Raw genomic sequence first — 22,833 nt, forward strand, 5'->3', positions numbered from 1 at the left:
AAACAGCCTCTTTAAGACGGTTTTTCAAGACCGCCTATCAAGACTGCGTGCCGCCGACGGTCAGCTCATCCAATTTCAGGGTGGGCTGGCCCACACCCACCGGCACGCCCTGCCCTTCTTTACCACACACGCCAATGCCGGTATCCAGCGCCATATCATGGCCAATCATGGAAACACGCTGCATCGCTTCCGGCCCGTTACCAATCAAGGTGGCGCCTTTCACCGGCACCGTCACCTTACCGTCTTCAATCAAGTAGGCTTCGCTGGCAGAGAACACAAATTTGCCAGAGGTGATATCCACCTGCCCGCCCCCAAAGCTCACCGCGTAAATACCGCGCTTAACGCTTTTGATAATATCGCTGGGCTCATCTTGGCCCGCAAGCATGACCGTATTCGTCATGCGCGGCATCGGCAGGTGGGCAAAGGATTCGCGTCGCGCATTGCCAGTGGGGGCCATACCCATTAAGCGGGCATTGAGTTTGTCCTGCATATAGCCAGTCAAAATGCCGTCTTCGATAAGCGGCGTGTATTGGCCCGGCGTGCCCTCGTCATCCACGCTCATCGAGCCACGGCAATCCGATAGTGTCGCATCATCGACAATCGTCACACCTTTTGCGGCCACGCGCTCGCCCATTTTGCCAGCAAAAGCGGAACTGCCCTTACGGTTGAAATCCCCTTCCAAACCATGGCCGACGGCTTCATGAAGCAAAATTCCCGGCCACCCCGACGCCAGCACCACAGGCATTTGCCCCGCGGGCGCATCGACGGCTTCCAGGTTGACCAGTGCCTGACGCACCGCCTCTTTGGCGTACTGCTCGGCAACTTGGTCATCGCGCAGCTTGGCCATGGAGTAACGGCCACCGCCGCCCGCACTGCCGCGTTCACGACGACCATTTTTAACCGCGATAACGCTGACATTAAAGCGCACCAGCGGGCGAATATCCGCCGCCAAGGTGCCATCGCTTGCCCTCACCAGCACTACTTCGTAGGTACCTGAAAGAGAAGCACTCACTTGACTGATGCTCGGGTCTGCAGCACGCGCGATTTTGTCAGCCTGTTTTAGCATGGCGACTTTGTCTTCCGCGCTTAGCCCGGCCAGGGGGTCGATTCCCGCATAGCGCGACATGGCGGATACCGGGCGCACCAACTGTCCAGGCAGACGTTGACCGCTGCGGACGATGCCTGCCGCCGTGCGGCCGGTGTCCATTAGCGCATCGGCCGTTATTTGGTTGGAGTAGGCAAAGCCAGTCTTTTCACCTGCCAGTGAGCGTACGCCGACGCCACCGTCAATATTGTAGCTGGCCTCTTTTACCTCTCCATCCTCCAGTACCCAGCCCTCTTGCCAGGTACGCTGGAAATAGAGATCGGCATAGTCAATGCCCGCGCCCATGGCGTAGCCCAACCCCGTTTCCAGAGCCTCTAAATCGAGCCCTCCGGGGGTCAACAGAATGGCGGCGGCCGTATCTACATCACTTTTATATGCGGTCATTGGGGGCCTTCTAAAGTAACCTGCGGCGAAGTCCAAGGGCCTCGCACGCGATAATGGAGTGTCGTGGCGCGATCTAAGGCGTCGCCAAACAGCTGGTCAGCAAGGAACAGCGCGCCACCCACGATGGGTGCGCCAACGGCAATCGCCGCGATCGGTAAACTTTGCGTCACTGGTAGTGTGACGCCAAGCCGCTGGTCAAGTTCACGCGTCACCAGGTTGACACTGCCGGTAAGCGTTAGGGTGGTGGCCGGAGTATCAATTTGCAATGGCCCGCGCAGCGTCAGCAACTCACCAGTAACATCAGCCGTCCCCTTAACACGGTCAAATGCCGTGCCGCGGCCGGTAACGTCGGAAAAATCCAAGCGTAGACGACGTAAAATATTATCGAAATTGAGCAAGCCAATTAAGCGCGCAGGTGCCGATTCCAGAGTGACAAAGCGGCCATCACGAATGTCGGTACTGATATAGCCATCTGAGCGGCTTAACTCCAACTGCCAGGGCGCCCCCGGCCAATCAAGCGAAGCAGCCACATCGGTACTTCGGCTACGCATGGCCACCGGTTGGTCAAGACGCTCAAGGGCGGTGCCGATGTCGCCACCCTGAATCGTAATGTCCGCACGGGTATGACTGGAAACAGCGTCCCCCTCCCAGTAAAGCTCACCTCGCGCAGAGAGCTGACCCAGGGTTAAGCCAACGGGGGTAAGCGAAAAACGCTCGCCGTCAGTTTTCCAGTAAGCAGTCAAAGGGCCGAAGCGGCGCGGCCCCATAGCAATTTCGGCTAAGCGTAATCGTCCATTGGGCACATCGGCTAGCCAATCAGGAATGGCCACAGGCACCTTGCGCTGGGTATCGACCGTTTCCATCCAGGAGTCTGGCATCGGAGCATCGCTGTCGTGTTCAACATTGGCTAACGCCAGCAAGCGATCAAGCGCCAGCGCTTCAATGGCCACATCTAACGGTTGCGGTGATTGGGCATCGTACAGTAAATGCCCAGTGACCAGATTACCGCTTAGCCCCAAATCGATCCGGCTATCGTTCACGCCTCCCGACGCGTTAAGGCTGCCTAAACACTCCCTTTGGTAAACCACACAGGGTGTGGCTAACGAGACCGCCAACGGTATTTGAGTACCTCCACCCGACGCACTGAGCAACCCGCTGGGCATTAGCGGTGAAATCGCCTGCTGCCACGCTAGCGGGTCAATGCGAGGTAGGGCAGCATCGATACTAACCCCTGGCTGGGAGGGCCAGTCGGGCAGGCGCACCGCCTGGCTGCCTAAATTTAGCGTCCCGGCAAGCGAGCCATTAAGCTGTTGCAGTCGTGCAGAAGCGATATCGGCTAGGCGGCTTTCGATACGTTTTGTGTCCATATCGGCGGTTAATGTCCAGGGCCAGGCCTGCTGTGACGATTTTGCAAAGGGCTCGGGAAGATGACTGGTGACGCCGACTAAACGACTCTCCAAGCGCAGGATGGGCGTTGGCGTTAGGGCGACACTGCCCTGCCACTCTAGCGGTCCTTCTAGCGGCATACGCCCTTGACTATTCAACCCTGCAAGCCCAAAAAGCGCCCCAGTGGTGACACTCCCCTGCAGCTGTATGTCGTTGCGTTGAGTATCAATATCAGCGTTGATAGGGCCTCCCAGCAACTGCCCACTAACCTCACCGACGAGACCTGAACTCTTCCCGTTTTGAAGCCAGGCGAGATCCCCCTCAACCGATTGAAGACGTAGATCGAGCGGTTTATACACCACTTCCGGAAAGCGTGGCCGAGCATTGATTTCCAGTTGCAGCGCTTCAGGGTTTGCCAACGGCAACGACAACGCAATATCGCCGTTAACGCCACCCGTTACGCGCAAATCACTTAGTGGGGAAAGATCAATCTCGGGCATTGCCTGTAAAAATGATATCAGCGCTGGCCCATCCGATTTTAACTGCCCCGAAAGGTTGAGCGTCTCATCCTCCATCACCACCTCACCCTCTGAAGCAGTGATGCCATGGCTCTGGGCGTTATCAATTTCAGCTTCTAACACTCTGTTTTGCCACTTTAAGCGCCCCTCGACGTCGTCAAGACGTGGCCAGCCTGGCGCGATCGGCAAATGTCCTTGGGTCACCGCCAGAGCGAGCGTTGCAGTAAAGTCGTTGGCGGTCGCCCCTTCGCCTAACGGTTGGCTAAGCTGCAGAGAGCCCTCGCTCACGTAGCCACCAATATCATTAAGCAGCCATTCGCGAAGCTCGTCATCCATGACGCTGAGCGGCAACCACTGGGCCAGCGGACGCTCAACAGCATCCACGTCACTGAAATTGAGGTCTAAACCAAAATGCCCGCGCTGATTACCCGTCACCAAACCAAAGCCGCCCGCTATCTGGGCGCCGTCCCAGTCGACGCTTAGACGCTTGCCACTTACCATGGTATTGGGGCCGTCGTATACCCACTCCACTTCCCCTTCAGCACGTCGCAGTTGCATGGGAGCGGCAAAAAACTCAGGAAAGTAGAGAGTGCTTTCACCGTTGCTGCTAAACAGCACGCGGCCGCGTAAATCCCGCGCCTGTACCCAGGCATCCAGCGGGCCTCCGCCCGGTGCCTGCTGCCACGGTGAGACCTCCACGCCGGTTAACGCCGCATCCACTCCCCAGTGACCATCCTGCTGCCCCACGTGCAACCCCTCGACTTGCCCACGGGGAGCGAGGGTTTGCAATACCCGGGTGACGGATTCAGGGAGCAATACGTAGTCACGCCAAGCGGTCAGCGAGGCAAGCTCAAAGGCGCTGGTGCGCACTTCCCACTGTCCTGGTTGGTGGGTGGCATGCCAGTGGCGTGGCAACGCTGGCCCAACGTTACCTCCAGGGGGCTGGGCCCACTCAACGCTCTCCGCGTCGCCGCTTAGCCACGCCTCACCACCTTCGCCGTCGCGCTGCCACAGGCCATTGGCCTTAATATCTCTTAACACCGCGTACTGAACCTGGTGGCGAAGCGTCAACTGTGGAACGTCGACGGCAACACGAGCTTCCTCAAGGCGTCCAGCGCTCCAACGCCCCCATAGCCGCGCACTGCCACCGGCTTGCTCTAAATAGGCGGCATGATCAGGTCGAAACATATCCGCCAGAACCACTAACTGATCAAGCTGAATATCCAACTGCAGTGCTGCCGAAAAATCGCTAAAACCTCGTCGGCCGGGCTGCATTTCGACCTTCATTTCCGCCGCAGGAAGGTCTATATCGCGAGCCTGCTCTAACGATGGGGCAATATTGATGGCGCCCTCTAACCTTGTGCGCCGCTCATCACCGGTCAGCAGCAGTGTCTGAGCATGCAGCATCACGGTGTCGTCTTTGCCGTGCAGTACAACCCGCGTGTCATCCACCCACAGGCGTTGGCGTAGAATCAAGCCCGCCCAGCTATCAATTGTGGCCAGATCCACATCGGGTTCTGCCGCCATCAATAGCGGTAACTCCGCAGGCTCAGGCCACTGTAAAGACCTCCCCGAACCTTGATAGAGGTGAAACTGTGTACCACTGATACGCGCATCACTAAAAATCGGTGCCAGATTGGCAAACGACGCCCAGGTATCTAAGCGCAGCCCCGCATGCTCAAGGGAAAAGAGTGCTTGGCCATCGGGGGTTTCCGCGTTCACCCCGTCAAGCCGTAGCAGTAGATCGCTACGCGCTAGCGATAGCGATAAGCGCTCGATGGTCACCGGCACGCCAATGCGCGCCTCGAGTAACGCTTCAATGTGGGGGGTAAGGGCATCGGATTGGCTGATCGCTAGACGCAGCAGCAACAGCAGCACAGCCGCGCTGCCCAAAAGCCAGGCCGCTATCAGCAAACTCCAACGCACCAGCGAACGAGTCAGCATGGTTACATCAGCACAATATCGTACTGCTCTTGGGAGTAGTGTTGCTCAACCTGAAAACGGATCGTTTTATTGATAAACGTCTCCAGGTCAGCCACTGCCGCTGACTCTTCATCTAGTAAGCGGTCAACAACGGGCTGCGATGCAAGCACCATATAAGTTTCAGCACTGTAGGCACGCTCTTCGCGCAGAATCTCACGGAAAATTTCGTAGCAGACGGTTTCTGGCGTTTTAAGTGTGCCGCGCCCACTGCAGGTTGGGCACGCTTCACACATCGTTTGCTCTAGGCTCTCCCGGGTGCGCTTGCGGGTAAGCTGAACCAAGCCAAGCTCGGTAACACCGGTACACTTGGTTTTAGCGTGGTCGCGCTCTAAGGCTTTTTCCAATACTCGCAACACTTGCCGCTGATGCTCAACATCGTTCATATCGATAAAGTCGATAATGATGATACCGCCCAGGTTGCGCAACCGAAGTTGGCGGGCAATCGCCGTGGCCGCCTCAAGGTTGGTTTTGAAAATGGTCTCTTCAAGGTTGCGGTGACCCACATAGCCGCCGGTATTAACATCAATGGTGGTCATTGCCTCGGTGGGGTCAATCACCAGATAACCACCGGATTTCAGCTGCACCTTGCGACCCAAGGCTTTCTGGATCTCATCCTCGACACTGTAGAGATCAAAGATGGGGCGCTCACCTGGGTAGTACTCAATCCGCTCAACGGCATCGGGCATAAACTCTTCGGCAAACTCGACCAGTTTGCCGAAGTTTTCCCGCGAGTCGATACGCACTTTTTCAATATCGTCGCGCATTACGTCGCGCAGAGTGCGCATAAAGAGCGGCAAATCATCATAAATGACGCTTTGTGGCGTCGCGGTGACTTTACGCTCACTCACCTTACGCCACAGCCGCAACAGAAAGTGCATATCGCCTTTTAGCTCTTCGTCACCTACGCCTTCCGCGGCAGTTCGGACAATAAAGCCACCCGTCACTTCCAGCGTCTGCTCCGCCACGCTGTTATCCAGCAGGGCTTTTAAACGCTCGCGTTCACGCTCATCCTCGATGCGTTGCGAAACGCCGTGATGCGGCGAGTCGGGCATATACACCAAATAGCGGGAAGGGATCGAGAGGTGCGTGGTTAAGCGCGCACCTTTACTTCCAATAGGGTCTTTGGTCGCCTGCACCACCAACGCCTGGCCTTCATGAAGTAACTGGCCGATGGTCTGCTGCTCATCGAGCGGTGTGCCGGGTGGCATCACTTCGTGGGCATGAATAAATGCCGCCCGCTCTAAGCCAATATCAACAAAGGCAGCCTGCATACCAGGCAACACACGCACTACTTTGCCTTTGTAGATATTGCCCACGATGCCACGCCGACGGGAACGCTCGATCAGTGCCTCTTGCAAAACGCCATTTTCAACCAGCGCGACGCGGGTTTCCATTGGCGTTAAATTGATGAGAACTTCACCGCTCATGCAAAATTCCTTGTTGGTTGACGTATTCCTTGCCAGCGATACAGGCGGCGTTGCCCTCTATATCTAGAGAATTAAACGCGCTGCCAGATAGGAACTCCCTGTTGGCATAGCAAGTGCGTCGTCTCATACAGCGGTAGCCCTACCACTGCTGAGTGACTGCCTTGAATCTGTTTTACAAATATGGCGGCTAATCCCTGTATTGCGTAGCCACCAGCCTTATCAGCAGGTTCACCCGTGTGCCAATAGGCAACGATTTCATCAGCGCTTATCTCACGCATTGTTACCTGAGTAGTCACGCAGGAGGAGAGCATACCTTCTGGCCCACTTACCGCCACAGCGGTAAGCACCTCGTGGCACCGCCCCGAAAGCAGCCGCAGCATCTCGGCGCCCTCCTCAGCATTCGCTGGTTTACCTAGGATACGCCCATCGACCACCACAGCGGTATCTGAACCTAGGATAGGCAAGTGGGTAAAAGGGGCTGCTGCCTCGGCTTTGGCAACTGCTAAGCGCTGCACATACGCTTGAGCCGACTCACCCACCTGCGGAGTCTCATCAATATCACAAGGGTGAACCGCGACCGGCACACCAATGGATGCCAGCAAAGCTCGACGGCGTGGAGAGGCAGACGCTAAACACAAAACAGGCGCAGTCATGAAGCGGCCAACCGACGTTCTAATGCTTGAAACATCGTCGCTAGCCATGGCCATAGCAACGCACTGATCAGCGCGGGAATCAAAAAGGCTAAATGAATCGAAAAATCACCCACGATAGTGCGTAGCCATTGAGCGACTAGCTGCATCAAGCCCAACAGCACCAGCACCAGCGCGGATTGCTGTACCAGTGAATAAGCACGGAAGCGGGGATAGACCAGCGCACACAAGAAGGCCAGCAGTGCATAAATAAGCGCATGCTGGCCCAGCACGGTGCCTTCAATTAAATCCATCAAAATCCCCAGCACAAAGCCATGAAAAACGCCGACTCTGTCGGGTGTGCGCATACACCAGTAGATCAGCATCAGCCCTAACCACTCGGGGCGATATACCTGCCAGCCATCGGCCAGCGGCATCACCTGCAAGCAAAGAGCCAAGACCAAACTAAACCAAATAATCACTAGCGGAACAATCGGTGCTCGTGGCATCAGGGCACCTCTTGAGATGATGCATTTGAGTCGTGCAACGCATTGTTGGGGCTTGTTGAAAGCTGGAGCGAAGAGCGCAAGGCTTCTGCGGAGATATCCAGCGTCTCATCCCAGGCATGCTCTTCTACCTCCTCTCGCGGGGGCGGAAAAAGTAGCAAGAAATGACGCGAGCGCTGCAGTTGAGCCATCGGTTCGGCCGTCACGCGAGCAAAAGGCTGCCCCGGATCGTGAAACACCTCGGTGACTCGCGCCACGGGGTACCCCGGAGGAAAGCGTCCAGCCAAGCCCGATGTGGTCAGTAAATCACCTTCACGGATATCCGCCGTATCAGGTACGTGCATCACATTAACGCTGCTGTAACGCCCCGCTCCTTGGACGATAAAACGTAAGCCATTGCGGTTTAACTGAACCGGCAACGCATGACTGGCATCAGCTAACAGCAGTACCCGACTTGAGTAGGCAGAGACCGCGGTAATTTGCCCCACCAAGCCCGAGGCATCAATCACCGGCTGCCCCACGTAGGTGCCATTGCGATGGCCGCGATTAATCACCATCTGATGACTAAAGGGGTCGTTATCAAGCGACAACAGTTCGGCGGTGATATAAGGAATATCACGCCGCTTCGCGGCTTTTAGCAATTCGCGCAGCTCGCTGTTTTCCGCGGTCAAATTCGCCATTCGCTGACCACGATGGGAAAGGGTGAGAATCTGCTCACGCAGGCGACGGTTTTCATCCACCAACGCCTGCTGGTCAGAGAGCGCAAGCGACCCCCAATTCAACAGGTCGCTAGGCACACTGACGACCCATTGAATAGGAGCAACGACCATCGACATTTGCGCGCGCACTTTCTCCATACGCGTGAAATGCTGGTCGACAAACATCAATGCACTGGCGGCCAAGACGCAAAAAAACAGCCGGTAGCCCGGCAGTGGCCCGTGCGAAAACAGCGGTTTAATAGGCAATCCCCCCGCAATTAACCGCTGCGATTAGTCGCTCGACAGCAACTCAAAGGTGTGCTGATCAATCATTTCCAGCGCCTTACCACCGCCGCGAGCAACGCAGGTCAACGGGTCTTCGGCAACAATTACCGGCAACCCTGTCTCTTCAGCGATCAGCTTGTCCAGGTCGCGCAACAGCGCCCCACCGCCCGTTAGCACCAAGCCTCGCTCAGCGATGTCGGATGCCAACTCAGGCGGTGACTGCTCAAGGGCGCTCTTAATTGCGGCCACGATAGAACCCAGGGTTTCTTGCAATGCTTCCAGGGTTTCGTGGGAATTGAGCGTGAAGCTGCGTGGAATGCCTTCGGCCAGATTACGACCGCGCACGTCAATTTCGCGCAGTTCGCCACCGGGGTAGGCGCAACCAATCTCTTCCTTGATGCGCTCGGCTGTCGCTTCGCCTATCAGGCTGCCGTAGTGACGACGTACATAGGCGGTAATGGCCTCATCAAAGCGGTCGCCGCCCACCCGAATCGATTCGGAGTAGACCACGCCGTTGAGTGAAATAATCGCGATTTCAGTGGTACCACCACCGATATCCACCACCATCGACCCCTGCGCTTCATCAACCGGAAGGCCAGCGCCAATTGCCGCCGCCATGGGTTCTTCGATCAAGAACACCTCGCGGGCACCTGCCCCTTCGGCAGACTCACGAATCGCCCGACGTTCTACTTGTGTTGACATGCAAGGAACGCATACCAGAACGCGTGGACTGGGGGTTAAGAAGGTGCTTTGGTGAACTTTACGGATAAAGTGCTGAAGCATCTGCTCGGTGACGGTGAAGTCGGCAATAACGCCATCTTTCATCGGCCGAATCGCGGTAATATTGCCGGGCGTACGCCCCAGCATTCGCTTGGCATCAGTACCAACTGCCGCGACGCTGCGCATATTGCCAGACTGGCGGATAGCAACCACGGACGGCTCATCGAGCACGATGCCGCGACCGCGAACATAAATCAGTGTGTTGGCCGTACCCAAGTCGATCGATAGATCGCTGGAAAACAGCCCCCTCAAACGTTTAAACATGGATGTTGTTACCTAGTGCAGACCGGGAACCCTGTGCGGATGCAAACGGTATCACCGCAACCCCCTGGCAGCAAGCACGAGTCGCGCCTAACACTGCCCGTTAAGGCCAAGATGTGGTACCTTTTGCGGCTATTTTCCACGTCTGCAACACAAGACGTTTTTTTGATATCGGTATGTATACCGCTTAAAGCCGATTATGTTCCATCACGTTTATGAGGAAATATCGATCATGGCGCTTGAAGAATCTCATGTGCGCCGGGCCGCTCACTTGGCCCGACTCGCTGTCAGCGATGACCAAGCCAGCGGCTTTGTAGACGACCTAAGCCGGATTCTGGACATGGTCGACCAGCTACAAAGCCTCGATACTGAAGGCGTTACGCCGCTCGCCCATCCGCTAGATGCGACCCAGCGACTGCGCGCCGATGAAGTGACGGAAACCAACCAGCGCGACACGTTTCAGCGCTGTGCTCCGGCAGTGGAAAATGGCCTGTATCTCGTGCCCCGCGTCGTTGAATAAGTACGCTGAGTAACAACGCACGAATATTTAATCAAGCCACCACTATTGCCTCTTTTTTTCTCCCCTGAACGGAGCTTCTGGGTCATGTACGAGAAAACCTTAACGCAACTCGCCGCCGCGCTAAAAAGCGGTGAGTTCTCAAGCCGCGAGCTGACCGCTCACTATTTGCAGCGTATCGAACAGGCTGACGGCAAGCTGAATAGTTTTATCAGCGTGACCGCCGAGCAAGCGCTGAAACAGGCTGAAGTAGCCGACAACGCCCGAGCGGCGGGCAACGCCGGGCCGCTGGCAGGCATTCCCCTAGCGCTCAAAGATATTTTTTGCACCCAGGGCGTGAAAACCAGCTGCGGTTCAAAAATGCTGGATAATTTTATCGCCCCCTACAACGCCACAGTGGTTGAAAAGCTCAACGCGGCGGGCACGATCAGCCTGGGCAAAACCAATATGGACGAGTTCGCCATGGGCTCCTCCAACGAAAACAGCTACTACGGCCCGGTCAAAAATCCCTGGGATCTGACAGCGGTGCCCGGCGGCAGCTCCGGCGGCAGCGCAGCAGCAGTCGCAGCTGGTTTGGTGCCCGCCGCCATGGGCACCGACACCGGCGGCTCGATTCGCCAGCCCGCGGCATTTTGTGGCATCACCGGTTTAAAGCCCACCTATGGTCGTGTGTCGCGCTTCGGCATTATTGCCTACGCCTCAAGCCTTGATCAGGCTGGCCCCATGGCGCGCAGCGCCGAAGATTGCGCCCACCTACTGGGTGTTATTGCGGGCCATGACGGCCGCGATTCCACCAGCGTTGCCCGCGGCGTACCCGACTATGTGGAAGGCCTTAATGCCCCCCTCTCGGGCCTCAAGATCGGGCTTCCCAAAGAGTATTTCGGCGATGGTTTAGACCCTGATGTCGAAAAAGCCGTCCGTGAGGCGGTAAAAGTTTACGAATCCCTAGGCGCGACGGTTCGTGAGGTCAGCCTACCACATACCCACTATGCGATTCCGGCCTACTACGTGATCGCCCCCGCGGAAGCCTCTTCCAACCTGTCCCGCTACGACGGTGTGCGTTTTGGTCACCGCTGCGACAATCCCAGCGATTTGATTGACCTCTACACACGTTCGCGGGCTGAAGGCTTCGGCGAAGAAGTTAAACGACGCATCCTGATCGGCACTCACACGCTCTCTGAAGGTTTCTTTGACGCTTACTACACCAAAGCCCAGCAGGTGCGCCGTTTGATCCGTCAGGACTTCCTGGACGCCTTTGAAGACGTCGACGTGCTGATGGGCCCCGCCTCGCCTACCCCCGCGTTTGACCTGGGTGCCAAAAAAGATCCGGTGTCGATGTACCTGCAGGATATCTACACTATCGCGGTGAACCTAGCGGGCATTCCCGGCATCAGCGTGCCGGCGGGTTTGGCCGGTGGCCGCCCCGTTGGTCTCCAGATTCTGGGCACCCACTTTGCCGAAGCGCAGCTGCTTAACGTCGCTCACCAGTTTCAGCAAGCGACCGACTGGCACTTACAACGTCCTGCCTTTGCCGAGGAGTACGCCTAATGCAATGGGAAACCGTGATTGGGCTTGAAGTCCACGTTCAGCTCGCAACGCGTTCAAAAATCTTTTCCGGTGCCTCAACGGCGTTTGGCGCCGAGCCAAACACCCAGGCCTGCGCGGTGGATTTAGGCCTACCTGGCGTGCTGCCAGTGCTCAATGAGCAGGCCGTGGCCATGGCCGTGCAGTTTGGCCTGGCGGTGCATGCGGATATCGCCGAAGTCTCGGTGTTTGACCGTAAAAATTACTTCTACCCCGACCTGCCCAAGGGTTATCAAACCAGCCAGATGTACCATCCCATCGTCGGCCCTGGCGATGTTGAGATTACGTTGGAAGATGGCAGCACCAAGCGTATCCGCATTCACCATGCCCACCTTGAGGAAGATGCCGGTAAATCGCTGCATGAAGATTTTCACGGCATGACCGGTATCGACTTGAACCGTGCTGGCACGCCGCTACTGGAGATCGTCTCCGAGCCGGATATGCGTAGCGCCAAAGAGGCCGCGGCGTATCTCAAAGCGATTCACTCGATCGTTACTTACCTGGGCATTTCCGACGGCAATATGGCGGAAGGCTCCATGCGTTGCGACGTTAACGTCTCGGTACGCCCCAAAGGTCAGGAAGCCTTTGGCACCCGTGCAGAGATTAAAAACGTTAACTCCTTCCGGTTTGTCGAGCGCGCCATTGCCTTTGAGGTTGAGCGACAAATTGAGCTGATCGAAGATGGCGGCAGCGTGGTTCAAGAAACCCGCTTGTTTGACCCAGACCGTGATGAAACCCGCAGCATGCGTACCAAGGAGGAGGCCAACGACTACCGTTACTTCCCCTGCCCTGACCTGCTGCCGGTGGTGCTTGACCAAGCTTATCTTGACCACCTGCGTGGCCAGTTGCCCGAGCTGCCAGCAGATAAGCGTGAGCGCTTCCAGAACGAGCTGGGTCTGTCTGCTTATGACGCCAATGTCATCTCCGCCAGTCGCGATATGGCCGAATTCTTTGAAGCGGTGCATAGCGAGTGCGGCGATGCCAAGCAGGCAGCTAACTGGGTACAGGGTGAACTTTCCGGGGCGCTTAACCGCGAAAACCTGAGCATTGCCAATAGCCCGATCTCAGCGCGCCAGCTAGGCGAGCTGATCAGCCGCGTACTGGATGACACCATTAACGGCAAAGCCGCTAAAGAGGTTTTTCAGGCGCTGTGGAACGGTCAGGGTGAGTCCGCCGATGAGGTGATTGACGCAAAAGGCCTCAAGCAGGTGACCGACACCGGCGCCATTGAAGCAATGATCGATCAAGTGATTGCCGACAGCCCCGCTCAGGTCGCCCAGTACTGCGACTCGGAGCCGGAAAAACGCGGCAAAATGATCGGCTACTTTGTTGGTCAGGTGATGAAGGCGTCGCGCGGCACCGCCAACCCACAGCAGGTGAACGGCTTGCTAAAAGAGAAGCTCGACGCGCTGCTGTAAAACCCAAAAAAACGGCTGCCTAGGCAGCCGTTTTTTTAATGACACACATTTGAACTAGGCCAACTGGCTGGGTTGGGTAAATCGCTTCAACTGCGCGCACCCAGCGGCCCACACATCGGCTTCAAACTCGGCGATGGCGGCGGTAGGGAAGCCAAGCCCCTGAGCAGGGCTGCCCTCTACTAATAACCCCGCCAGTTCGCCTACCAGCGGCATATGGCTGACCAGCATGATCGGCGCACCTTCAGGCTGTTCAAGCAACCAGTCGCTTACTGCATGGGGCGAGTCATCCGGAGTGATAAAATCCAGCGTTTCCAGCGAGGCTCCCAGCGCATCACATAGCGTTTGCGCGGTTTGCTGCGCGCGAGAATAGGGGCTGGCATAAATTTGCGGCATAAACAGCTCCCCATCAGCCACGCGCTCAGTCAGCCAACGGGCCATTTTTTTGACCTCCTGCTCACCATGAGGCGTTAATCGACGCGCTTGGTCGGGATACCCCGGTGCGGCCTCAGCGTGGCGCATAATCAACACATCAGGCATTCCTGCCTCCATTGCCCTTAGAAACCTGGTTCTTAGAAGCGTGATTGTGAGGAACTTGGTTGTGAGGAGCTTGGTCTCGATGGGCCTGCTGTACGGCTTCACGGGGCAGAATAAACTCTACATCGCTACTCTGCTCACCCATCATAAGGGTGCGCGCCATCTCCTGGGCGGGCACGCCGTCAAACAGCACATGATTGAGACCTTCCGCCAACGGCATATAAACACCCATTTCACTCGCTTTAGCGCATACCAGTTTAACGGTGTTTACCCCTTCTGCGACCTGGCCAAGGGCATCAACCGCCTCTTCCAACGTACGCCCTTCGCCCATGGCGTAGCCAACACGATAATTACGCGACAGGTTAGACGAGCAGGTAACGATCAAATCCCCCACCCCCGCCAGTCCTAAAAAGGTCATTGGGTTAGCCCCCTGGGCAACGGCAAAGCGGCTCATTTCGGCTAAGGCGCGAGTCATCAGCATACTGCGGGTGTTTTCGCCCATGCCCAGCGCCGCCGCCATACCGGCGGCAATCGCATAAATATTTTTCAGTGCACCACCCAGTTCAACACCATGACGGTCATCGCTAGCGTAAACACGAAAGTAACGGCAACCCAATACTTGCTGTACGCGGGTGCGGGTAAGCGGGTCAGCGCTGGCAATCACGGTAGCGGTTAACTGCTTATCGGCAATTTCAGAGGCCAGATTTGGGCCCGCAATCACGCCAATGTGACTAAAGCCCGTTTCCTGCTCGAGTACTTGGCTCATCAACAGAAAGCCTTCTTGCTCGATCCCCTTGGTGGTACTGACCAGTATTTGCTCGGGCCTCAACCACGCTTTCGCCGCCTGCACAACGCTGCGAAAGGCCTTTGATGGAATAGCGATGAGTACTAGCTCCGCGTCAGCCAGCACGGCTTGAAGGTCGGTTGAGGCCTCCACGGCCGGATTCATTGCATAGTGGGGCAGATAACGACCGTTACGGTGCTCTTGGTTGATTTGTGTGACCAGCGTTTCGTCACGCATCCACTGACGAACGCGGGCACCATTATCGGCGGCAATGCTCGCTAGCGCCGTACCAAAACTACCGCCTCCCAGCACCGCTACGTTGGTTGTCACTGGGACATTGGTTTGCTGCTCAGCCATGACGATATCCTGATCGTTAGTCTCTTACATTTACTGGGTACTTTAACATCTTCACCCATAGCATCTTCACTAACAGATGCGGCCCGCTTGGAAATCCAAGCGGGCCGCATGTCTGATGTTATTGGCTCATTAAGCCGTCAAGACGCTATTCAGACGTTTCACGTAGGCAGCCGGGTCATCCAAATGGCCACCCTCAGCAATAATTGCCTGATCGAGCAGGATGTGGGCTAACTGTCCAAATTGATCGCCTTCAGCCCCTTCCAAACGCGCTACCAGCGCGTGGCTAGGGTTAAGCTCAAGAATCGGCTTCACCTCGGGCAGCGGCTGACCGGCGGCTTCCATAATGCGGCGCATCTGGTAGCCCATTTCATGCTCGGGTAGCACGACGCAGGCCGGTGAATCGGTAAGGCGGTGAGTCACTTTTACCTCTTGAACACCATCGCCCAGCGCTTCTTTTACGCGCTTCACCAGCTCCTCTTTGGCTTTAGCGGTCTCCTCCTGAGCTTTTTTCTCTGCTTCGTCTTCCACATCGCCAAGATCAAGCTCGCCCTTGGCCACATCAGCAAAGGTTTTACCGTCGAATTCAGTCAGATGGCTCATCAACCAGTCATCGATACGGACAGACAACAGCAGGACTTCGATGCCTTTTTTGCGGAAGATCTCCAGGTGAGGGCTGTTTTTCGCCGCATTGAAGCTATCAGCTACGACGTAATAAATCTTCTGCTGCCCCTCTTTCATGCGCTCGACATAGTCCGCCAGCCCGTGCTCCTGGGCAGCCGTATCGGTATGGGTTGAGGCAAAGCGCAGCAGACCAGCAATTTTTTCCCGATTAGAGGGGTCTTCGCCCGGCCCTTCTTTCAACACGCTACCAAAGGTATTCCAGAACGTCTGGTACTGCTCTTTATCTTTGGCCAGCTTCTTCAACATATCCAAACCGCGCTTAGTAAGCGCCGATTTGATCTTATCAACATTGGGATCCTGTTGGAGCAGCTCACGGGATACGTTTAGCGACAGTTCGCGGGTATCCAGTACGCCTTTGATAAAGCGCAGGTAGAGCGGCAGGAACTGTTCGGCATCGTCCATAATAAAGACACGCTGAACGTAGAGCTTAACGCCCCGGGCACCGTCGCGCTCAAACAGGTCAAAAGGTGCACGACCCGGTACATAGAGCAGGCTGGTGTATTCGAGCTTGCCTTCGACCTTGTTGTGGCTCCAGGTCAGCGGGTCAGAGAAATCGTGGGCAACGTGCTTGTAGAACGCCTTGTACTCATCGTCGGAAACCTCGCTCTTGGGACGCGACCACAGCGCCGTCGCCTCGTTAACGGTTTCCCAGGTAGTCACTTCACTACCCTCGATAGGATTGCCCTCGTCGTCCTTCGCCGTTTCTGTTTTCGGCATGCGCACGGGGACTTCGATATGATCCGAGTACTTACGAACCAAGCCCTGCAGCCGATAGTCGTCAGCAAACTCTTTGGCGTCCTCTTTCAGATGCAGAGTGATTTCTGTGCCGTGCTGAGCACGCTCAATATCGGCAACGGTAAATTCACCTTCCCCTTTCGAGCGCCACTCAACGCCTTCTGAAGCGTCTGTACCCGCCTTGCGGGTGCGCACCGAAATTTCATCAGCGACGATAAAACCCGAGTAGAAACCAACGCCGAACTGACCGATTAGCTTGGCGTCTTTCTGCTGCTCACCAGAGAGCTGCTTGAGAAACTCAGCGGTACCGGAACGCGCAATGGTACCCAAGTTGGCGATCACGTCTTCCCGGTTCATGCCAACGCCGTTATCACGTAGGGTGATAGTGTTGGCATCGCGGTCGTGTTCGATTTCAATGCGTAGTTCGCTGTCGCCTTCGTAGAGCGCATCGTTATCGAGAGCCGCGTAACGTAGCTTATCGCAGGCGTCGGCGGCGTTTGAGATAAGCTCGCGTAAGAAAATCTCCCGGTTAGAATACAGGGAGTGAATCATCAAATTCAGCAGTTGCTTAACTTCCGTCTGAAAGCCTAGCGTTTCTTCGTGGTTAGCCGATTTATCAGTCGCTTGTTCGTGGGTAGCTATAGTCATGCGCTTAGCCCTTATCAATCACGTTGAGTCGCATCCCTCTGCGTTAACATGCAGCGGGATAAAATGGTTTCGTGGAGTAGATATGGGGATAGGCAACGATTTTTCAAGCAGCCTTGGTGAAGAAGCTACGGGGATTAACAAGCCGCTGAGGTCAAGAAGGCGTCATATCGGGATCGGTAAATTTCCAGGCCCGATAGCCTTCCAGGCGCTGATCGATGCGATTGAGCAACCAGCCGACAATCAGCACGTCATCCACCACGCCGATTAGCATCAGAAAATCGGGTATCAGGTCGAACGGCAGTACCAAATAACCCAGCGCTAATGCCATCATGCCGAATGCCGACCAGGGAATAGGCCGAAAATCGCCACGCATGACGTCTCGCGTCATGGGGATAAACAGTTTTAAAGCACGCACTATACGTTTTGTCGCCCAAACGCGTGATTTGAGTCGACGCAGCAACGACCAAGTGGATAATGGGGCCATAGGTAATTAAATCCTTTTAGTATCTGGGCTGTCAGATCATGACGGCTAATATTCGTTCAGTATAGCGGTTGCACCGCAAACTGCGTGGGCTGCTCCCGAGCCCCGATTAAGTGACACCGATTTACAGAGAGAGAGCACCATGTTGGTTTCGCCATTTCGCCATACCGCCCGCGTGCTGTGTACAGCACTACTGGCGGGATTACCTGCACTTTCGTGGGCCGCATCCGATAGTGAGTTACGCGATGCCCTCGCTGCTGCCCGCGAGCAGCAGTGGGCACGGGTCGATGAGCGCTCAATTGAAGACCACCCGCTGCGTGGCTATGTGGAGTACCACCGCTTAAGGGGGCAATTGCCTAACGTGGCTCCTGAAAGGGTGCATCAATTTATCGACCAGCACGCAGACTCTCCTCTAGCAGGGTGGCTGCGTGGTCAAGCGATCGCAAAGTATGGCCATGCGGGCCGCTATAGCGACCTGCTGGCAGTGGCCGATGGCGAGCCTGCGGGCACGGTTCGCCAGTGCTACTACTACACGGCGCTGCTGGATGAGCAGCCTCAGCAGGCGAGCGAAGCGGGGTTGGCTTTATGGCGCGTAGGCAGCTCGCAGCCTAATGCTTGCGACCCGCTATTTGCACGCCTGCGGGCCAATGGCACTATTGATGCCACAGCTATTTGGGAGCGTAAAATGCTCGCCTGGCAGGCGGGAGAAACACGCCTGTCGAGCTATCTTGGTGGGCTATTAAGCAGCCAGTGGCAAACCGCTCTAGAGACGGTGGATAGTGTCACAGCACGCAGCAGCGCCATTACCCAGGCGCCCAGCTGCCTAGGCCCCGAGTGTGCCGCCACGGCAAGCTTCTACCGGGCCGCCATGCAGCGCTACACCCGTGAAGATACGCCTGCAGCCTTTGCCGCCTGGCAGACGCTCTCGTCGCGCTTAAACCTGCTGCCCAGTGACCGTCAAGCTATTGAAGAAGAACTGGCTTTTTACGCCCTGGTGCGCAATGTACCGGGCACGCTAAGCTGGGTTGACAGCGTGCTACCGAGCCTGGAGAGCGAGCGCGTATTAGAGCTGCGTGTCCGCCATGCGCTGGCTAGCAGGGACTGGAACGGAGTGCTCTACTGGATTGCCGAAATGCCCGCTATCCAGCAGGAGAATAGCCGTTGGCAGTATTGGCTGGGCCGCGCCAATGAGCAGCTTGGCAACCAGGCGGCCGCCGAAGCACGCTACCAACAGGCTGCGCAGGATCGCAGTTTTTACGGCTTTGCAGCAGCAGAAAAGCTCGGCCAACCCTATCAACTGAATCTTGAACGCAATCATTTTGACGAAGCGTCGCGTCAACGTATTGCCCAACTACCCGCCGTTCAGCGCACCGAGGCCTTGCTACGCATTGGTGAGGATGGTCTCGCCAACAGTGAGTGGCTGCACGCGGTGCAGAGCGGTTCGCCGCAACAGGCACGAGCGCTAGCCGACTATGCCGCTCAACAGCAGTGGCATGCGCGCCTGGTGCAAACCACCATTGCCGCTGAAATGTGGGACGCCTTGGATTGGCGCTTCCCCCAGGCCTACCACGACAGCTTTCAACATTGGGGCCGTCTCACCGGCGTGGATCCATACCTATTGATGGCCATTACCCGGCGTGAAAGCGCTTACAACCCTAACGCCCTTTCACCCGCAGGGGCGCGTGGATTAATGCAGCTAATGCCCGGTACCGCCAGCCAAGTCAGTCGCGAATTGGGCATTAGCGATCCTGGCCCCTACGGCGTTCTCGACCCAGAGCTTAATATTCGCCTGGGCAGCACCTACCTGCGCGACAAGCTGCAACGCTACCAGGGCAATCGACTGGCCGCCGCAGCGGCTTATAATGCGGGCCCTGGCCGCGTCGATCAGTGGCTGGGCGATGGCGTAGAGGCCTTTGATCTCTTTGTAGAGAGCATCCCCTTCCGCGAAACCCGCGACTACGTGCAGGCGGTGCTTAGCTATCGGGTGATTTTTGAAAGCCTCGCTAACGGTGGCAGTAGCGAAGGCGTTTCACTGCTTAGCGATAACGAGCAGCAGGTACGCTACGACCGAGCCCTGCTCGCCCGCCGCTAAGCCCTTCTCTACCTACCACATTACCAGCGTCCGGTTTATACCGGGCGCTGTGTTAATGCCAGCCGAATACCAAACACCACCAATACACTGCCCGTAGCGGCATTAAGCGCTTGCGCAAAACGTGCGTTAGCCAACCATTTGCCGGCACTTCCCACCATCATGACCACGCTGATTTGCCAAATATTGGCGATGATAAAGTGCACTCCCGCCAGCCATAGCGACTTCAGTAGCGCAGGATCGCCAGGAGCGATGAACTGAGGCAAAAAGGCCATGTAGAACACCACGGTTTTGGGGTTCAACACATTGGACAAAAAACCCTCTTTAACCGGCTGCCAGCGCGAAACGGCAGGCACACCTTCTAGCACACCATTAACCGGCAGTGGCTGGCCTTTCCGCGCTGCTAACAAGCTGGTAATACCCAGCCAAATTAGGTAGCCCGCCCCCACCAGCTTCAGCATATGAAACGCCCAGGCCGACTGGAGCAGGATCAACGAAATGCCCAATGCAGAAATCGTTGCATGCACAAACAGGCCGCAGCAGATAGCTAAACTCGTGGTGACCCCATCGCGGATGCCTCCGCGGGCCGTATTGCGTATCACCAGCAACGTATCAACACCGGGGCTTATCGTCAGCAACGTGATCGCTACCAAAAAGGAAATAAACTGCGCATCAATAAAACCTAACTGCATCATTTGTGCTTGCTCGCAACCAAATAAAAAATCTTAGGAATGTCGCTGGACGACAGCCGTGTTTACATCTAGAGTAATTGTAGCGGGTGGACAATAGAGTTGCCCGTGATTACTAAGCACGTTAAGGAAATAGAAAATGGCAACTGGCACTGTTAAGTGGTTCAACGACACTAAAGGCTTCGGCTTCATCTCTCCTGATGACGGCGGAGACGATCTGTTCGCCCACTTCTCCGAAATTCAAGCTGAAGGCTTCAAGACCCTGCAAGACGGTCAAAAAGTCAGCTTTGAAGTGACTCAGGGTAAAAAAGGCCTTCAGGCTTCCAACATCCGCCCAGCTTAATTGCTAACGGATGGACAAAGGCCCGCAAACGCGGGCCTTTTTTATTGCCTGACTATTGGCTAAAGAGAATCACTCAAGCGATCCTCTCTCACTCCGCGACTCTCCATTAGCACCGGTTTCCTGGCTATCTTCAGCGCTATCGACATCACGATTATCAGAATCACCGCTATCGGAGTCATTGCTGTCAAAGTCATTGCTATCAAGCTCGCCTGACGGCTCGACCACAGCACCACTCTCCGCCTCACGATTCTCCAACTCTTGGAATTGTTCCTCAAGCCGCTGCTGCGCTTCTTCAAAGCGACGTTCGGTGTCTTCAATCAAGGCGTCAACATCGGTTACATCACTGTCATCCTGCAAGGGTGTGCGCTCGGGCAGACTGCTTTCGGTGTCCCAGCTAGGCGGTACATCCTCGTTCTCCATCGGCTCCAAGGTTGGCGCCTGCTGCTCTACCTCCTGAAACTGCTCCTCCAAACGCTGCTCGGCCTCTTCAAAACGGCGTTCAGTTTCGGCAATGATGTCATCTACATCGGAACGTGTAGCTTCACCCGGCATAGCGCTCTCTTCATCGAGCACCTCTTCAGGATCCGCCGCCAAGGTGTCTTCACCAGCCTCAACCTCTTCACCGCCAGCCGTCGCACTGCCACTGGACTGAGTGCCGCTGGATTGGGGATCACTAGCCTGAGTGTCGCTATCCTCGCGCAGCGCTTCCGCTCGCTCAAGCTCCTCAGCAGCTTGGCGCTCCTCAATATCATCCTCTACTTCTTCAGGACTGGACATCTCAGTCGCGTTTTCAGCCGTGACCGACGCTTCTTCGCCCGCCCCCTCATCACGAGCCGTTTCTTCATCCGTCACCGCAGCATTATCATCGGGTGTCACGGTGGGATCTTCCTGGGAGTCACCGCAGGCACTCAGCAAAAGAGCCACGGCAGCGAGCGCGGGTATCCACACGCGATTTGCCATTTAATTCTTCTCCTTTATAACGTTAACAATGTGAGCCAAAAGAACTAAGGCCGGCTGGTCGAGGAGAGCAACGGGCACTCCTCAGGCAGTAACACACGCAGAGCAAGGGGCACTACTTCCGCGCAGAACTGGTCATAGTAGCGCGCTTCGCCGTCTAACGTGAGTGGCCAGGGCGAACCATTTGCCTGGGTGGTCACGGTTAGTTGGGTCGTGGTGAAGTAGCGCACGAATCGCCCGTCATAGGGGAAACTCTGCAGCTCGCTAATGAGCTTGGTCAGTTCCGTTATCGACCGAAAGTCTTTGACCAGCAGCACGTCCAGACGGCCATCATCCAGCTTGGCACGCGGCCCCAGTACCTGTCCCCCGCCCGACTGGCGGCCATTACCTAGCGCCAGTAGCAACAAAGACGCACTCTCCTCTTTTTCGTCCCAATGGAGCGTGCCGCGATAGCTGCGGTGGCGCCAAGCCTTCAGCGCGCCCATCACTGAGTAAGCCCCGCCCCCGAGCAGCCGCTTAAGCGTTTTCGGTGTCGACGAGGTAACTTCAGCGCCAAACCCACCGGTGGTCATGTTGATATAGTAGCTGGTGGACGATTCGCCACCTGCACCTGCGGTCACGCGCACAACATCAATGGGATAGGCGCTTAACTCCCGTGCAGCGGCCAAAGCGGCGCCTGGCTCCAGCGGTAAACCAACGGAGGTAGCAAAATCATTGGCACTGCCTAGGGGCACAATGCCCAACGCAGGACGCCGGTCATGAGGCAAGCGCATCAGCCCGTTCATGACTTCACTGACGGTGCCATCGCCACCACAGGCAATCACGTGGGTAATGCCCATGGCGCCAGACTGCTCTGCAATATCCGCAGCGTCGCCCCCTTCCCAGGTAGCGCGAACCGTAATCAGCATCCCTGCCTGACGTTGTTCATTGACTGCTTCACGCAATGCCGGGTTACCGGCGGATTTACCATTGATAATCAGTAAATAGTGTTGCTGTGAGTCTGTCACTATTGTTATTCCTTTCCATGGTTTAACTGCGGTTGTTCACTACTGCG

The 22,833-nt window shown here is 56.3% G+C and carries 19 protein-coding genes; 5 read left to right on the plus strand and 14 right to left on the minus strand.

Annotated elements, in window-relative coordinates:
* Nucleotides 1–37 precede the first annotated feature (37 nt).
* From tldD to K7H09_RS05035, 7 genes are all read right to left on the minus strand, one after another.
* Nucleotides 38–1,489 (minus strand): metalloprotease TldD, encoded by a 1,452-nt coding sequence (tldD, locus tag K7H09_RS05005; protein ID WP_041158047.1) that lies wholly within the window; start codon nucleotides 1,487–1,489, stop codon nucleotides 38–40.
* Complete coding sequence (locus K7H09_RS05010; RefSeq protein ID WP_230803833.1) at nucleotides 1,486–5,337, minus strand: YhdP family phospholipid transporter; 3,852 nt, start codon at nucleotides 5,335–5,337, stop codon at nucleotides 1,486–1,488. The genes tldD and K7H09_RS05010 overlap by 4 nt, the downstream gene beginning before the upstream one ends.
* 2 nt (nucleotides 5,338–5,339) lie before the next feature.
* Entirely contained in the window at nucleotides 5,340–6,803 is a 1,464-nt protein-coding gene (gene rng / locus K7H09_RS05015) for a ribonuclease G (RefSeq protein WP_230803835.1), read from the minus strand.
* A 71-nt stretch (nucleotides 6,804–6,874) separates the two neighbouring features.
* Nucleotides 6,875–7,456 (minus strand): Maf family protein, encoded by a 582-nt coding sequence (locus tag K7H09_RS05020; RefSeq protein ID WP_230803837.1) that lies wholly within the window; start codon nucleotides 7,454–7,456, stop codon nucleotides 6,875–6,877.
* Complete coding sequence (gene mreD, locus K7H09_RS05025; RefSeq protein ID WP_022523947.1) at nucleotides 7,453–7,941, minus strand: rod shape-determining protein MreD; 489 nt, start codon at nucleotides 7,939–7,941, stop codon at nucleotides 7,453–7,455. The genes K7H09_RS05020 and mreD overlap by 4 nt, the downstream gene beginning before the upstream one ends.
* On the minus strand, nucleotides 7,941–8,903 hold the full coding sequence (gene mreC / locus K7H09_RS05030; RefSeq protein WP_041158043.1) for a rod shape-determining protein MreC: 963 nt from the start codon (nucleotides 8,901–8,903) through the stop codon (nucleotides 7,941–7,943). The genes mreD and mreC overlap by 1 nt, the downstream gene beginning before the upstream one ends.
* 24 nt (nucleotides 8,904–8,927) lie before the next feature.
* Nucleotides 8,928–9,965 (minus strand): rod shape-determining protein, encoded by a 1,038-nt coding sequence (locus tag K7H09_RS05035; RefSeq protein ID WP_007114671.1) that lies wholly within the window; start codon nucleotides 9,963–9,965, stop codon nucleotides 8,928–8,930.
* 229 nt (nucleotides 9,966–10,194) lie between these two features.
* On the opposite strand from K7H09_RS05035, the gene gatC reads away from it, so the two are divergent.
* The 3 genes from gatC (at nucleotide 10,195) to gatB (ending at nucleotide 13,481) form a co-directional block, all read left to right on the plus strand.
* Nucleotides 10,195–10,482 carry an Asp-tRNA(Asn)/Glu-tRNA(Gln) amidotransferase subunit GatC gene (gene gatC / locus K7H09_RS05040; protein ID WP_022523948.1) on the plus strand — a complete coding sequence of 96 codons (288 nt, stop codon included), beginning with the start codon at nucleotides 10,195–10,197 and terminating at the stop codon, nucleotides 10,480–10,482.
* Nucleotides 10,483–10,566: 84 nt separating this feature from the next.
* Nucleotides 10,567–12,027, plus strand: a complete 1,461-nt coding sequence (gene gatA / locus K7H09_RS05045; RefSeq protein WP_039859774.1) for an Asp-tRNA(Asn)/Glu-tRNA(Gln) amidotransferase subunit GatA — start codon at nucleotides 10,567–10,569, stop codon at nucleotides 12,025–12,027.
* On the plus strand, nucleotides 12,027–13,481 hold the full coding sequence (gene gatB, locus K7H09_RS05050; protein WP_009287767.1) for an Asp-tRNA(Asn)/Glu-tRNA(Gln) amidotransferase subunit GatB: 1,455 nt from the start codon (nucleotides 12,027–12,029) through the stop codon (nucleotides 13,479–13,481). The genes gatA and gatB overlap by 1 nt, the downstream gene beginning before the upstream one ends.
* 54 nt (nucleotides 13,482–13,535) lie before the next feature.
* Here gatB and sixA read toward each other — a convergent pair whose 3' ends face one another.
* From sixA to K7H09_RS05070, 4 genes are all read right to left on the minus strand, one after another.
* Nucleotides 13,536–14,018 (minus strand): phosphohistidine phosphatase SixA, encoded by a 483-nt coding sequence (gene sixA, locus K7H09_RS05055; protein ID WP_027959073.1) that lies wholly within the window; start codon nucleotides 14,016–14,018, stop codon nucleotides 13,536–13,538.
* A complete protein-coding gene (locus K7H09_RS05060) occupies nucleotides 14,011–15,156 on the minus strand; it encodes an NAD(P)H-dependent glycerol-3-phosphate dehydrogenase (RefSeq protein WP_230803847.1) in 1,146 nt (381 codons plus the stop codon). Before K7H09_RS05060 ends, sixA begins: the two co-directional genes overlap by 8 nt.
* 129 nt (nucleotides 15,157–15,285) lie before the next feature.
* Entirely contained in the window at nucleotides 15,286–17,220 is a 1,935-nt protein-coding gene (gene htpG, locus K7H09_RS05065) for a molecular chaperone HtpG (protein ID WP_230803852.1), read from the minus strand.
* Between the two features lie 151 nt (nucleotides 17,221–17,371).
* A complete protein-coding gene (locus K7H09_RS05070; protein ID WP_230803855.1) occupies nucleotides 17,372–17,704 on the minus strand; it encodes a YkvA family protein in 333 nt (110 codons plus the stop codon).
* Nucleotides 17,705–17,843: 139 nt separating this feature from the next.
* On the opposite strand from K7H09_RS05070, the gene K7H09_RS05075 reads away from it, so the two are divergent.
* Nucleotides 17,844–19,793: a transglycosylase SLT domain-containing protein gene (locus tag K7H09_RS05075; RefSeq protein ID WP_230803857.1), complete on the plus strand. Its 1,950-nt coding sequence runs from the start codon at nucleotides 17,844–17,846 to the stop codon at nucleotides 19,791–19,793.
* A gap of 35 nt (nucleotides 19,794–19,828) precedes the next feature.
* Here the strand turns inward: K7H09_RS05075 and K7H09_RS05080 are convergent, their stop codons facing one another.
* Nucleotides 19,829–20,485, minus strand: coding sequence for a LysE family translocator (locus K7H09_RS05080; RefSeq protein WP_159176622.1), 657 nt, complete (start codon nucleotides 20,483–20,485; stop codon nucleotides 19,829–19,831).
* A 133-nt stretch (nucleotides 20,486–20,618) separates the two neighbouring features.
* Here K7H09_RS05080 and K7H09_RS05085 point away from each other — a divergent pair, with 133 nt between their 5' ends.
* Nucleotides 20,619–20,822 carry a cold-shock protein gene (locus K7H09_RS05085; protein WP_007114660.1) on the plus strand — a complete coding sequence of 68 codons (204 nt, stop codon included), beginning with the start codon at nucleotides 20,619–20,621 and terminating at the stop codon, nucleotides 20,820–20,822.
* Nucleotides 20,823–20,891: 69 nt separating this feature from the next.
* On the opposite strand, the gene K7H09_RS05090 is transcribed toward K7H09_RS05085, so the two are convergent.
* Both K7H09_RS05090 and yegS read right to left on the minus strand, forming a co-directional pair.
* Nucleotides 20,892–21,782, minus strand: coding sequence for a hypothetical protein (locus K7H09_RS05090; RefSeq protein ID WP_051052089.1), 891 nt, complete (start codon nucleotides 21,780–21,782; stop codon nucleotides 20,892–20,894).
* 44 nt (nucleotides 21,783–21,826) lie between these two features.
* The gene (yegS, locus tag K7H09_RS05095) at nucleotides 21,827–22,786 is read right to left on the minus strand and encodes a lipid kinase YegS (protein ID WP_022523958.1); all 960 of its coding nucleotides are present in this window, start codon (nucleotides 22,784–22,786) and stop codon (nucleotides 21,827–21,829) included.
* Between the last annotated feature and the right edge of the window lie 47 nt (nucleotides 22,787–22,833).

The organism is Halomonas sp. IOP_14 (assembly GCF_021021315.1).
Classification (GTDB): Bacteria; Pseudomonadota; Gammaproteobacteria; order Pseudomonadales; family Halomonadaceae; genus Vreelandella; species Vreelandella titanicae.